Consider the following 13475-nt stretch of genomic DNA (forward strand, 5'->3'; position numbering starts at 1 on the left):
ATAATTAAACTAAATTCTGTTTTTGCTGCTTGTTATTTTTTATTTCCACTCTAAGAGACTTAATCTCTTTTTCAAGCGCTTCGTGCTCGTTCAATTTTCTTTGAAGAAAGCTCTGAGTAATAGACACTTTTTCTTCAATCCCTCTTGGAGTAAGCAAATATAAGTAGCCAACTTTATTGGTGCTGCTTTTAAAGTTTTCAGCTTTCACCAAACCTTTTTCTATTAGCGCCTTTAGACAGAAATTGGCTTTTCCTAGACTAATATCTAGACGCTTCGCCAACTCTCGCTGACTAATGTCTGGGTCTTGCTGTAATTCTTTTAAAATTTTGTAACGATATTCATCAGTTAGCATTAAAGCACCCTACACTTGATGCGTAGTAATGAGAAAAAAGAAATACATATGTGTTTCCATACTCCGATTTCAGTCGTTAGTGAGTACAGTTCATCTGGTGAACAATCATAATTTAAAGCATACAACTATGCAATTAATGTGGTTTAAATATACCCTTAAAGTGAGTGTTTTTTAATCATGTGGGATGCATTAAGTCTTTAGCTTGGCCTAAAGAGTTTTGTGGTTTAATCTTGATTCTTCTTTAAAAAATACATAAGGATTTGTATGTTACCAATAAAACATCACGGCGCTGTCCAAGGCGTTACCGGTTCTTGCCATGAACTTTTCATCGATGCTCATCAGTCTGTGCTGATAGATTGCGGTTTATTCCAAGGTGCTGAGACATCAGGCTCTGGAGCGGTTTCCAATCGATTAGAAATCGAATTTGACTTGTCTGCTGTTCAAGCTTTGGTTATTACCCATGTTCATATCGATCACGTTGGGCGTTTACCTTATTTATTAGCCGCAGGATTTAAAGGGCCGATTTATTGCTCCAAGCCAAGCGCGGAATTGCTTCCTCTGGTTATCGAAGATGCACTAAAGGTAGGTGTTACTCGCAATGCCAGTATTATTAACGCTTGCTTGCATAGATTGGCAGGACAATTAGTACCTCTGGAGTATTTGCAATGGATAGATATTCCACTTTCTGATGACGTAAAGAACAGCGAATCCAAAGTTCAAGTACGCTTATCACGTGCAGGGCATATTTTAGGCTCGGCCTATGTGACGCTACGGGTGGTAAATGCTGATATTTGTCGGCCTAAAGGCGCGACCCACAAAAAATATCATGATGTAGTGTTTTCTGGCGATTTAGGCGCACCTCATTCGCCTTTATTACCCGCACCGAAATCGCCTTATCGGGCGGATCAATTAGTCATCGAAAGCACTTATGGCGATAGGAATCATGAAAACCGATCTACTCGACGCAAAAACCTCCAGCACAGCCTAGAACATGCGTTGAGTAATTCCGGCACAGTATTAATTCCTGCCTTTAGTATTGGCCGTACCCAGGAATTATTGTATGAACTGGAACACATTATTCATCAGAATAAGCAAAAGCCCGTCAGCAAGACACGCTCTGGTACTTCGTTAAACTGGGAAGACATAGACATCATTATTGATTCACCATTGGCAAGTCGCTTCACTAAGGTGTATCAGTCCTTAGCGGACTATTGGGATGCCGAGGCAAAACGGCGCGTGAGTGCGGGACGACATCCATTGGATTTCGAGCAAGTTACTACCATCGACGATCATGCCACTCACCTTCAGACAGTGTCGTATTTACAACGACAAACACGACCCGCCATTGTCATTGCGGCTTCTGGTATGTGTGCAGGCGGACGTATTGTAAATTACTTAAAGGCTTTGTTGGGTGATGAACGTAACGACGTATTGTTTGTTGGCTACCAAGCTTCCGGAACACCAGGGCGGGATATTTTGCGGTTTCATGATAAGCCCAATGGCTATGTTATGTTCGATGGCGAGCGTTATCCTATTAAAGCCAAGGTAAAGCAAATAAGCGGCTATTCTGCTCATGCAGGACAGCGGGATTTGTTGAATTTTATTAAACGTATGCGCGTGAAACCAGGGAAAATACATTTGGTACATGGTGATGATGGCGCAAAGCAAACATTGAAAAGGTTGATTGAATTGGCGCACCCGGAATGTGAGGTGGTGATTCCGTAGTTTGAATAAATTGACGGCCATTGCCGGATTACGTTTCATCTTTTGCCTCAACCTCATTGCCGGATTACGCCTCGTTCCTCGTCTCATCCGGCCTACGAGTGATTTGTGTTCGTTGTGTTGAATTGATATATATGACAGTTTTTGTAGGCCGAATGAAGGAGGCACGACTGTGATCCGGCGTTGACGTAGAATTATATCAATTTATTGATTATAGGAGGATATGGATGTCCGATTATATTAGAAGTAAGCGTTTTGGCGGTACATTTTTCTTTACCGTAACACTGAAGGATCGACAATCCTCTTTGCTGGTTGATCATGTTGACCTTTTGCGTGAGAGTGTCCGTTATGTAAAGTCTCGTCGACCGTTTGTTATTGTGGCTTGGGTTATCCTACCAGATCATATCCATGCTGTTTGGCGGCTGCCGGAAGGCGATAATGATTTTTCCCGACGATGGCAATTGATCAAGATGCTGTTTACCAAAAAGTTAAAAGAGAGAACACATCGTAAAACGAGTGTTTGGCAGGACCGCTTTTGGGAACATGAGATCCGAAACTATGAAGATTTGAGAGCCCATATTAATTATTGTTATTTAAACCCCGTTAAACATGGTTATGTGTTATCAACTGCTGATTGGCCATATTCAAGTTTTCATCGTGACGCGGCATTGGGGTTGTTTGATATTCATTGGAATGGTTTGTTGTAGTTAATGAAAAAACACCACCAATGGTCAGAGTCGAATTACGTTTCATTTTTTGCCTCAACTTCCATTGCCGGATTACGCCTCGTTCCTCGTCTCATCCGGCCTACGAGTGATTGGTGTTCGTGGTTTTAAGTTGGTATGACGGTTTTTGTAGGCCGGATGAGGGAGGCACGACCATGATCCGGCGTTAGGTTTTGGATGTGTTTTGAGCGGTATCAGTAGCATCATTTCCGTGCCGGATTACGCCTCGTTCCTCGTCTTATCCGGCCTACGGGATGTGGGTTCTGTGGGTGTTCAATAGTTAAGTATATTAAAACAAAGTTAAGTATCCGAATACAAAGTGCCGCAAAAACAATGTTGTGGTGTCATTGCAAGAGCTGGTGTGAACCTGGTCTTATTGAGTCACAATTATCTTTTATAGTTCTGTTTTATGGTTTTTTTAGGATACTTAACTATTGAATAACCACAATCCGGCCTACTGGATATGGGCTCTTTATTCGACCGTAACACTTTTTGCCAAATTGCGTGGTTGGTCTACGTCTGTACCTTTCACTACCGCAACATGGTATGACAAAAGCTGCAAAGGAATAGTATGAACGATAGGTTCTAGAATACTGTCCACTTTTGGCACTTCTGTAAAAATGATGTTTTCTTCGTTGTGCAAATCAGTATCTTTGTCGGCAAAAACATAGAGCTCGCCACCACGAGCCGCCACTTCCTGTAAGTTAGATTTGAGTTTGTCTAACATGTCGTTGTGCGGCACTAGTGCGATGATCGGCATATCTTCATCCACCAAGGCTAGCGGCCCATGTTTCAACTCACCGGCTGGGTACGCTTCTGCGTGAATATACGAAATTTCTTTCAGTTTCAAAGAGCCTTCTAGGGCGATTGGGAACATAGTGCCGCGCCCCAAAAATAGAGCATTGGTCTTATTAGCAAAGCGGTCAGCCACTTTCTTAATATGCGCATCTTGTAACAACGCATCGTTCACATGAGCTGGTAAAGAACGCATGGCTTGAACTAGCTCTTTTTCCTTCTCTGCTGACAAGCCATTTTCCACCGCAATGGCGACACTGGTGATCAGTAGCGCAGTAAGTTGAGTAGTAAAGGCTTTGGTTGATGCTACGCCAATTTCTGTTCCTGCATTCGTCAGTAAAGTGAGTGCTGATTCACGGACCAGCGTACTGGATGGTACGTTACAAATGGCCAAGGTTGTCAGATAGCCCAATTCTTTTGCCATACGCAACGCGGCTAACGTATCGGCGGTTTCACCTGATTGCGATAAGGTTAAAAACAAGGTTTTCTTCGGTACGGCCACTTTTCGATAACGGTATTCGCTGGCCACTTCCACACTGCACGGTAGGCCCGCTAAATCTTCAATCCAATATTTTGCCACCATGCCAGCATGGTAGCTGGTACCACAAGCAACGATGTGGACGTTTTCTACTTCTTTTAAGAAGCCTGAATCCGCACCGAAACAACTGGTTAATACTTTCGTTTCGCTAATGCGACCTTCCAAACAAGCGCTAATCACTTTAGGCTGTTCATAGATCTCTTTCATCATATAGTGGCGAAATTCACCTTTATCCGTGGCATCGACATTGTGATTGAACACACTGATTGGACGATCTTGCGGCTCGCCTTTCGCGTCATAGATAGTCACTTGATCACGGGTTAGTTCAACCACATCCCCTTCTTCTAAGAAGATAAATTGGTCGGTCACGTGTAATAGCGCAAGCTGATCTGACGCCACGAAGTTCTCTTCAATCCCCACACCCACAACCAGTGGGCTGCCTTTACGCGCCGCAATAAAACGATCATTATCGTCTTTTTGTACGACGCCAATAGCAAACGCACCATGCAATTTCGTTAAAGTCGCTTGTACTGCTTTAAGCAAGTCGGGCTGCGTTTTTAATGCATCGTGAATCAGGTGAACAATCACTTCGGTGTCGGTTTCGGATTTAAACTCATAACCTTTGGCTTTCAATTCACGGCGTAACGGCTCATGATTTTCAATAATACCGTTATGCACCAAGGCGAGATCCTCACCCGAAAAATGCGGATGGGCATTGGCTTCGGTCGGCTTACCATGTGTGGCCCAACGTGTGTGAGCAATTCCCATTTTCCCGTCCAACGGCTGAGCGTCAAACTTGTCTTTTAGCGCTTGTACCTTGCCTACTGCTCGATGCGAAAACACACCATCTTCGTTATTAATTGCAATACCAGAAGAGTCATAGCCACGGTATTCAAGGCGGCTAAGCCCTTCAATTAAAATTTTTGATACGTTACGACGCGCAATGGCGCCAACTATTCCGCACATGGGAGAATCCTTCTTGCGTTGGTACTAAATCTTCGTTCAGTACCATTATAAATATGATGAAGTTAAAGGCGGCTTCCGCTCTCACCTTTAACCCTGTTTAAAACATACGTTAGAGATAAAAAACTATTTTTTTACAAGTACCGGCCTAGGCCAGTTATCTTTGTTGGTTTGTCGCGCCCGGGCAAACGCTAGCTGCTTCTCGCCAACGTGCTTGGTAATGGTTGAACCTGCCGCAATCGTCGCGCCTTCCGCCACTTGCACTGGTGCAACCAATGACGTGTTGGAACCGATAAATACGTTATCGGCGACTTGAGTAAGATATTTATTCACACCATCGTAGTTACAGGTAATGGTACCTGCGCCGACGTTTACATTGGCACCCATTTCAGTGTCACCAATGTAGCTTAAATGATTCACCTTGCTGCCTTCACCAATGATGGCTTTCTTAGTTTCAACAAAATTACCAATCTTCGCTTTATTAGCCAGTTGTGTACCTGGACGTAAACGTGCAAACGGCCCTATATCACAGGCTTCACCGATCTGACTTTCTTCAATTAACGTATTGCTTTTAATGATCGTATTGTTGCCAACACTGCAATTTTTAAGGTGGCAGTTTGGGCCGATTTCAACACCATCACCTAAAACGACATTACCTTCAAACACACAATTCACATCAATGATCACGTCGTTACCCGTAATCAATTCACCGCGGACATCGATACGCGATGGGTCTAATAAAGTCGCACCGTTTTGCATCAAGGCAATGGCTTGTTGGTGTTGTAATTCTCGCTCTAGTGCCGCCAGCTGAACACGGTCGTTTACACCCGCTACTTCGGCTTCGTTTTCTGGATTGACAGTAACAATATTAACGCCATCACGCGCGGCCATGGCAATCACATCGGTCAAATAGTATTCACCCTGTGCGTTATTGTTTGTTAGGGCAGCAAGCCAAGTTTGAAGATGATTATTTGGCGCCAGTAAAATACCAGTGTTCACTTCTTTAATAGCAAGCTGGCTTTTAGACGCATCTTTCTGCTCAACAATGGCCGTCACTCGGCCTTGTTCATCACGTACAATACGTCCGTAACCCGTTGGGTTATCTAGAGAAATGGTTAACAAGACCAAAGTATTAGAAGTCGACAACATGGTCATTTTTTCTAATGTGCTGGCGCGAATGAGCGGTACATCGCCATAAAGTGTCAGTGTTGCACCACCAGCTCGAAGAAAGGGGGCGACACGGCGTAAAGCATCGCCGGTTCCTTGAGGATTATTTTGCCAAACGATATTGGCTGAAAAATCCTGACAATTGGCTTCAACTTGCTCGCCTTGATGACCTACGACTAGATGTAATTTGGATTCAGGTAAAGCACTTGCTGTTGTAAGAACTCGCCTAACCATGGCGATCCCGCCAATATTGTGTAGCACCTTAGAGAAGGCCGATTTCATTCGGCTACCCTTGCCAGCAGCAAGAATTACGATATCCTGAGTCATGAAGCGTCCTTGTATGGTGTTTTGAAATTATGAATAAATAGAGAATGGCGCTTATTAGACCTTTTTGCCAAAATCGCCACAACCCAAATTGTCAAAAATAAAATGACAATTTTTAAAAAGGAGCAATAGAACTCTGATTCATAATATTTCAAAGAGGCTGAGTAATAAGGATTGTCAGGAAATAGTCTGCTATATCGATTAACGAATCGATCTAATCGTATCTTGCCGCTAGACATTGAACACCTAAATAACTTGCCATTCACATGCACAAACAAACTATAATGAGAATTAATTACATTATTAAAAAGAGCTTTATTGGCATGAGTAAAATCACCAACCTAACGCAACTCACTGAACGCTATAGCGAAGTGCATCCTTTAGCATTAATCAAAGAAATTGATGTGGTCGAACAGCACGCGGCGACATTTATTCAGAACTGTCCGTTTGTTATTCTTTCGACAGCGGACAAAAATGGATTCGCTGATGTCTCGCCTCGTGGCGGAGACGCTGGGTTTATAAAGGTTTTGGATGCAAAAACCATCGCCTTTGCAGATTCTGCAGGCAACAACCGTTTGGACAGTTTGCGTAACATAGTAGAAAGACCAGACATCGGTATGCTTTTCATGATTCCTGGCATTGGAGAAGTCGTACGCATTAAAGGAACAGCCAGTTTACATACAGATGACGAACTACTGAATTTGTTTGCTAACAATAAGAAGCCACCTAAACTGGTCGTTAAAATAAGCATACATAAACTCCTGTTTCATTGCCCAAAAGCCATCGCTATTGCCAAGCTTTGGAGTGAAGACAATAAAGTGGATCGTTCATTCCTTCCGTCACTATTGCGTATTATTGAAGACCAAGTTCAGAAGTAGCATTTCCATTTTCTGCTCAAACCCCTCTATTTTGTCAAAACCATTTTTCTTTAAAATAAAAAAGCCGCGATATGCGGCTTTCTCTTTTTTGGGGTTCTTTTGCTTTTGATTAAGGCGTAAGCGGCGATGGAGAAAGAGCAGAACGTCTAGGGCAAGCATTGCATTCCGCCTGAAGAAGTTCTACCAAAAGACGCGTCGCTGGACCGGTTCGCTCCCCTTTACCGAAGATGGCATACATGTGAAAGCTACGCTCGCTACCAGAGATTAATCTCAATTTTTTGAGTTTTCCACTTTGCAGTGCGTATTCCAAATCGGCCTTTGGTAGCCACGCAAAGCCAATGCCACTGGTGACTATTTCTAAAGCAGACTGCACGCTAGATACGGTCCAACGACGATCAGTACCCAGCCACCCAGCGTCAATTGAACTCTCGGATGCCGAGTCTCGTATGACAATTTGTAACTCTCGACTTAAGCGTTCGTTGTTAATCGGGTCAGCTTCTTTATGCAATAGATGACTCGTGGCCGCCACAGCGATCATTTCAACTTCCACAATCGGATCGGCAAGGTAACCTTTAGGTACGATTGAACTGAGTACCAAATCTGGACTTCCTTTTCGGAGTGCTTCTTCACCGCCACTAAGCACGGCTTCTTTCAACTGCACCTGTGTCCCTTGGCTTTGTGGCTCAAAGGCTTTTAAAGCACGCAATAGAGCGGGAGTCGGAAATGCCTGATCAACCACTAGCTCCAACTCTGGCTCCCAACCCTGTCCCAACGTATGAGCAAGCGCTTCTAAATCTACCGCTTCCTTTATTAAATGGCGTGAACGGCGCAATAACACTTCACCGCGCTCTGTCAGCTTCGCTTTTCGCCCTTCAATGATTAATAAAGGATAACCTAGCTGCTCTTGCAGTTTTGCCACGGTATAACTGACCGAAGACTGACTTTTATGGAGCGCTTCTGCCGCTTGAGCGAACCCCCCTTTATCGACAACACATTGCAATACACGCCATTGCTCTAGGGTGACTCTTGGGGCTTTCATGGCCGCTCTCTTTAAATTGGGAATACAGGAAGAACAAAGTATCGTATTTTTCGATCAATATCCTCAAGAAAAGTCACTTTTTTATCTAAAAAATTGGATATATGATGATTTCACTATCAAGTAACCAAGCCACATAGGCTTAATACATTATTATTGGGAATTTATTACAATGACGACTTTATTACGTATTGACTCTAGCGCTTCCGGCGAAAACTCAAAATCACGCCAACTAGCGAACGAATTCATTGAAAAATGGTTAGCAAAAAATCCTGACGGAAACGTGGTTGTGCGTGATGTTGATGCCAACCCACTACCACATTTCACTAGCGAAACATTGGGCGCCTTATTTACACCGGAAGAAAACCGTTCCGCAGAACAAAAAGCAATTGTTGCGATTGGAGATGAGCTGATTAATGAACTCGAAGCCGCGGATGTTGTCACCGTTTCAGCGCCTATGTACAACTTTGGTATCCCTTCTACGCTGAAGTCTTATTTTGACTATATTGCTCGCGCTGGACGTACCTTTAAATACACAGAAACCGGACCTGTTGGCTTATTGAATAAAGACGCCTACGTGTTTGTAGCAAGCGGTAGTTTTTTGGCCGAAACACCAATGGATCACCAAGTGCCCTACCTAAATACATTCTTAGGTTTTATTGGCATCACCGTAAAAGAAACCTTTATTGCTGGCGGCCAAGCATTGGGCGAACCAGGTGAAGAATCTTTCAACAATGCAAAAGCGCAAATCGCGGTTGCTGTTTAATTCCGACCTGATTACCTTTACAGGTTGACCGAAACCGATTAGAACCTTCTAATCGGTTTTTTTGCATAGATTTACATCATGACGCCAACACCCGTAGATACTTATAAGTCCTTGTTGGATCACGGTCGTACCTCTCTCATCCAACCTACAAGAACATCATAAATTCGACACTCCGTAGGTCAGATAAGACGAGGCACGAGGCGTGATCTGACGGTTAACGATGACCTGCAAGAACGCCACATCACGCTGCGCTAATGATGCCCTATGAAACCCTAGAATCAAACCACCGCCCCGTAGGTCTTGTAGGTCAGATTAGCCGAGGCACGAGACGTGATCTGACGATGTTTATGCGCTCATGGTAGCTCTAACAAACCATTCCAATGAATATCAAACAATCCTAACTTAACATCGCGATGAAAACTTGAATACGGCCAATCACGTGTTGATAAAACGTAACCATGTTTGACGGGATTTAAATAACAATAATGGATATGGGCTCTCAAATCGTCACCTGACTTGATCTCATGCTCCCAAAAACGACCTTGCCAAACACTTTCCTTGTCATGCATTCTTTCTTTTAATTTTTTGGTGAACAACATCTTAATCAACTGCCACCGTAGGGAAAAAGCATTATCTCCCTCCGGCAACCGCCAAATTGCATGAATATGATCTGGCAAAACCACCCACGCAATAATATCAAATGGCCGCTTCGATTTAACATGACGGACACACTCACGCAAAAGATCAACATGATCAACCAGCACAGAAGAGTGGCGATCCCTCAACGTCACCGTAAAGAAAAACGTACCACCAAAACGCTTACTTCTAATGTACCTAGGCATCCATGCCTCCTTCAAAAAATCACAAACCAACAAACCTAAAACGGCACATCACGCTGCGCTAATGATGCCCTACAAAAACTCACCACCTCATCCAGCACCAACCCACCTCGTAGGTCAGATTAGCCGAGGAACGGGCGTGATCTGACGGCTAAGTCGTCAACGGCATTACCTTCGAACAAGAGCCCTTCGTTCATCATGCCCTACAAAAACCACCCACCCACCTCATCCAACACCAACCCACCTCGTAGGTCAGATTAGCCGAGGAACGAGGCGTGATCTGACGGCTAAGCCGTCAACAGCATTACCTTCGAACAAGAGCCACTTCGTTCATGATGCCCTACGAAAACCACCCACCACGAAATCACCAACAACATTACCCAACCCTTAGATCTTATAAGGCGAAGAACGAACAAAAGTATATCTATTAAAGCCCGTTGGCTTTCAGTGCAATACGCTTACGCTGTACATCTACCTCTAAAACCGTCACGTTTACCACTTGACCAACACGCACAAAATCTCGTGGATCTTTCACAAATCGGTTTGCTAACTGTGAAATATGAATCAATCCATCTTGATGCACACCGAGGTCAACAAAAGCGCCAAACGCCGCCACATTCGTCACAACACCTTCTAGCGTCATCCCTTCTTGTACATCCTCAAGCTTCTGCACGCTTTGGTCGAAAGAAGCATATTGGAATTCTGGTCGAGGATCTCGTCCCGGCTTTGCTAACTCGGTCAAAATATCGGAATAGGTAAAATCACCGGCTTGAGCAAAGCTTGGCGCCAATTGCCTTAGTTGCTGTAACGCGCCATTATTGTTTAGTAAATCATGCGCTTTTAAAGATAAATGCGCGGCCATATGTTTAACAAGCTCATAAGACTCAGGATGAACACCAGATTGATCCAATGCCTCTTTACCGTTCAGTATTCTTAAAAAGCCAGCGCATTGCTCAAAACACTTATCGCCAATACCTTTGATTTTTAACAGCTCAGTACGAGACTCTATACGCCCTTTTTGCTGACGATAATCCACGATATTTTGCGCCAAGCGATGGGTTAAACCAGACACGTAGGATAATAAAGACACTGACGCGAGATTAATGTCCACACCCACCTTATTTACGCAATCTTCTACGACATTGGCTAAGGATTTGGACAACTGAGAGACTTTGACATCGTGCTGATACTGGCCCACCCCAATAGCCTGAGGATCGATCTTCACCAACTCTGCAAGCGGGTCTTGAAAACGTCGAGCAATAGAAACGGCGCCGCGAATGGTGACGTCTAAGTCCGGAAACTCCTGAATCGCAATAGGAGACGCCGAATACACAGAAGCGCCTGCTTCGCTGACCACCACGGTACGACAATCTAGGTTTGACTCAGTAATGAGCGTTCTGATTAGCGCTTCAGTCTCCCGTGAGGCCGTACCATTGCCAATCGCGACCCAGCCAATATTGTGTTTATGAATCAACTGGGAAAGTACCCCATTCGCTTCTTGAACACGGTTCTGAGGCCCATGAGGATATATAACATCATGATCTAGCAAACCACCCTGCTCATCGATCACCGCCAATTTAACCCCATTACGAAAGCCAGGGTCGACACCCAATACACGATAGGCACCTGCAGGCGCCGCCATTAATAAGTCTTGAAGGTTATCGGAAAATACTTGAATAGCGCCACCTTCCGCCCGCTCTTTAAGTTGAGAAAGAACATCCGTTTCTAATTTAGGAAGCAGCTTATTTTCCCAAGCAATGTTTAAATATCGACGCTGTAAAGAAGATATTCGCTGAGAGCCTAGTTCCGTCGTATCAAACATTTGATTGAGATGAGGGAATACTAATGCGTCAGGGTAATTTTTTTCGCCTTTCAAGGAAACGCTTAGTTTTAATATTGATTCTTTTTTTCCTCTAAATAGAGCGAGTAAACGATGAGGAGGCACCTTACTTATACCCTCTTGATAATCAAAGTAATCTCTAAACTTTTCACCTTGTTCTTTTTTACCCCGTAAAACACGGCTGGTTAACACGCCATTTTTGAGTAACTCAATACGCCCTTGCTTTAAAACATCGCTGTCGTTCGAAATGGCTTCGTTTAGTATTTCAGTTGCCCCGGCTAACGCTAACTCAGCAGAAACTATGACCTTATTCTGCCTACACCATGCCTCAATAGCAGACACGCTATCAGACCACTGCCCTGCCCATATCTGCGCTGCCAAGGGCTGAAGCCCTTGCTCTTTTGCTTCATCCGCTTTTGTCTTACGCGCTTTTTTAAAGGGTGAATACAAATCTTCTAGTTCATTTTTAGAAATGGCGTTTTGTATTTTTTTTCTTATTACATCCGAGACACTAGAATCTTCTGCCAGCAAAGAAAGAATACTTTCTTTACGTTTTTTTAATTCAGTTAAATACTGCCATCTATCATAAAAAGAGCGTAAATCAATATCACTCATCCCCCCTGTGTTTTCTTTTCTGTATCGAGCGATGAAGGGCACTGTCGCCCCTTCTTCAAATAATTGGATAATATTATCGCCGTACTTTTTTAATATAGAAAACTCTAGGCTTAAGTTATCAGATATAGAATTCATTCATTACCCTATTATTTACACTTTTCTAACCATTTAGACACGTTATTTGATTAGCATATTAGGTTGTTTTTTATTAGAATCCCCACACAAACTTGAAATAGTATAAAATCAAGCCACAATGTATTGATAGTAATTCAATGTTTTTAAAGATATGAATTAATACTCAATGTGTAATACACGATAAAACACTACTTTTTTCTCTGGTTAAGATTCACAGTCAGTCATGAAAGCGTTTTATTTTTACACTTCTGGAAATTCGAATGTATTAATTTTAACACACCACTGAGTGTAAAGGATGGATCTCTTTTTCAGTGCAGGACCAACCAGTTTTTAAGAGACAACCAGTTCTTAACAGATAAAGGGGACACCAATGAGTTTATTACTAGAATTAGCAGGCAATAAAGCAAAAGCACGCGCAGCCGCAAAAGAGTTGAGCGTAGCACAACTTGAAAACCTAATTGCTGGCTTCAACAACGCGCTTGAAAAAGCCAAAGAAGAAGCAGCAGCGTACGATGCAGAGCTTGCACTTAAATCTGCTCGTGCAGAAGAAATTGCAAACCTAATCGCTAAAAGCGGCCTAACCATGGAAGAAGTAGCCTTGCTAACCACTCCTAAAGCTGGCGCAGCAAAAGGCAAAACGGTTGAGCCAAAATATCGCCTAACCGTTGAAGGCGAAACACATGAGTGGACTGGCCGTGGCCGTACACCGAAAGTATTCCAAGCGTATTTTGATGCGGGTAATAGCCGTGATAGCGTAGAAATTAAATAACTTTTTATTTC

11 protein-coding genes are annotated in these 13475 nt (G+C 43.4%); 5 read left to right on the forward strand and 6 right to left on the reverse strand.

Features of this window, described 5'->3' with window-relative positions; all coding sequences use genetic code 11:
• Positions 1-4: 4 nt before the first annotated feature.
• On the reverse strand, positions 5-352 hold the full coding sequence (locus MP3633_RS16095) for a MarR family EPS-associated transcriptional regulator (protein ID WP_176336293.1): 348 nt from the start codon (positions 350-352) through the stop codon (positions 5-7).
• A gap of 345 nt (positions 353-697) precedes the next feature.
• Between MP3633_RS16095 and MP3633_RS16100 the strand changes: the two genes are divergently transcribed.
• Together MP3633_RS16100 and MP3633_RS16105 are read left to right on the forward strand one after the other, a co-directional pair.
• Complete coding sequence (locus tag MP3633_RS16100) at positions 698-2077, forward strand: MBL fold metallo-hydrolase RNA specificity domain-containing protein (RefSeq protein WP_425324757.1); 1380 nt, start codon at positions 698-700, stop codon at positions 2075-2077.
• A 224-nt stretch (positions 2078-2301) separates the two neighbouring features.
• Positions 2302-2781: an REP-associated tyrosine transposase gene (locus tag MP3633_RS16105; protein ID WP_176336295.1), complete on the forward strand. Its 480-nt coding sequence runs from the start codon at positions 2302-2304 to the stop codon at positions 2779-2781.
• 490 nt (positions 2782-3271) lie between these two features.
• Here the strand turns inward: MP3633_RS16105 and glmS are convergent, their stop codons facing one another.
• Positions 3272-5098, reverse strand: coding sequence for a glutamine--fructose-6-phosphate transaminase (isomerizing) (gene glmS, locus MP3633_RS16110; RefSeq protein WP_176336296.1), 1827 nt, complete (start codon positions 5096-5098; stop codon positions 3272-3274).
• A 123-nt stretch (positions 5099-5221) separates the two neighbouring features.
• On the reverse strand, positions 5222-6589 hold the full coding sequence (glmU, locus tag MP3633_RS16115) for a bifunctional UDP-N-acetylglucosamine diphosphorylase/glucosamine-1-phosphate N-acetyltransferase GlmU (RefSeq protein WP_176336297.1): 1368 nt from the start codon (positions 6587-6589) through the stop codon (positions 5222-5224).
• Positions 6590-6909: 320 nt separating this feature from the next.
• Here glmU and MP3633_RS16120 point away from each other — a divergent pair, with 320 nt between their 5' ends.
• A complete protein-coding gene (locus tag MP3633_RS16120) occupies positions 6910-7464 on the forward strand; it encodes an MSMEG_1061 family FMN-dependent PPOX-type flavoprotein (protein ID WP_176336298.1) in 555 nt (184 codons plus the stop codon).
• Between the two features lie 109 nt (positions 7465-7573).
• On the opposite strand, the gene MP3633_RS16125 is transcribed toward MP3633_RS16120, so the two are convergent.
• Positions 7574-8503 carry a LysR family transcriptional regulator gene (locus MP3633_RS16125; protein ID WP_176336299.1) on the reverse strand — a complete coding sequence of 310 codons (930 nt, stop codon included), beginning with the start codon at positions 8501-8503 and terminating at the stop codon, positions 7574-7576.
• A 169-nt stretch (positions 8504-8672) separates the two neighbouring features.
• On the opposite strand from MP3633_RS16125, the gene MP3633_RS16130 reads away from it, so the two are divergent.
• Positions 8673-9266, forward strand: a complete 594-nt coding sequence (locus tag MP3633_RS16130; protein WP_176336300.1) for an FMN-dependent NADH-azoreductase — start codon at positions 8673-8675, stop codon at positions 9264-9266.
• Between the two features lie 353 nt (positions 9267-9619).
• Here MP3633_RS16130 and MP3633_RS16135 read toward each other — a convergent pair whose 3' ends face one another.
• Entirely contained in the window at positions 9620-10108 is a 489-nt protein-coding gene (locus MP3633_RS16135) for an REP-associated tyrosine transposase (protein ID WP_176336301.1), read from the reverse strand.
• 424 nt (positions 10109-10532) lie between these two features.
• Positions 10533-12695 (reverse strand): Tex family protein, encoded by a 2163-nt coding sequence (locus MP3633_RS16140; protein ID WP_176336302.1) that lies wholly within the window; start codon positions 12693-12695, stop codon positions 10533-10535.
• A gap of 370 nt (positions 12696-13065) precedes the next feature.
• Here MP3633_RS16140 and MP3633_RS16145 point away from each other — a divergent pair, with 370 nt between their 5' ends.
• A complete protein-coding gene (locus tag MP3633_RS16145; RefSeq protein ID WP_112141214.1) occupies positions 13066-13464 on the forward strand; it encodes an H-NS histone family protein in 399 nt (132 codons plus the stop codon).
• Positions 13465-13475: the final 11 nt, after the last annotated feature.

It is taken from the genome of Marinomonas primoryensis, from assembly GCF_013372285.1.
GTDB lineage: Bacteria > Pseudomonadota > Gammaproteobacteria > Pseudomonadales > Marinomonadaceae > Marinomonas > Marinomonas primoryensis.

Coding starts and splice junctions, on each gene's coding strand:
- MP3633_RS16105 (WP_176336295.1), top strand. CDS start 2,302: ATGTCCGATTATATTAGAAGTAAGCGTTTTGGCGGTACATTTTTCTTT.
- MP3633_RS16125 (WP_176336299.1), bottom strand. CDS start 8,503: ATGAAAGCCCCAAGAGTCACCCTAGAGCAATGGCGTGTATTGCAATGT.
- MP3633_RS16095 (WP_176336293.1), bottom strand. CDS start 352: ATGCTAACTGATGAATATCGTTACAAAATTTTAAAAGAATTACAGCAA.
- MP3633_RS16120 (WP_176336298.1), top strand. CDS start 6,910: ATGAGTAAAATCACCAACCTAACGCAACTCACTGAACGCTATAGCGAA.
- glmS (WP_176336296.1), bottom strand. CDS start 5,098: ATGTGCGGAATAGTTGGCGCCATTGCGCGTCGTAACGTATCAAAAATT.
- MP3633_RS16140 (WP_176336302.1), bottom strand. CDS start 12,695: ATGAATTCTATATCTGATAACTTAAGCCTAGAGTTTTCTATATTAAAA.
- glmU (WP_176336297.1), bottom strand. CDS start 6,589: ATGACTCAGGATATCGTAATTCTTGCTGCTGGCAAGGGTAGCCGAATG.
- MP3633_RS16135 (WP_176336301.1), bottom strand. CDS start 10,108: ATGCCTAGGTACATTAGAAGTAAGCGTTTTGGTGGTACGTTTTTCTTT.
- MP3633_RS16130 (WP_176336300.1), top strand. CDS start 8,673: ATGACGACTTTATTACGTATTGACTCTAGCGCTTCCGGCGAAAACTCA.
- MP3633_RS16145 (WP_112141214.1), top strand. CDS start 13,066: ATGAGTTTATTACTAGAATTAGCAGGCAATAAAGCAAAAGCACGCGCA.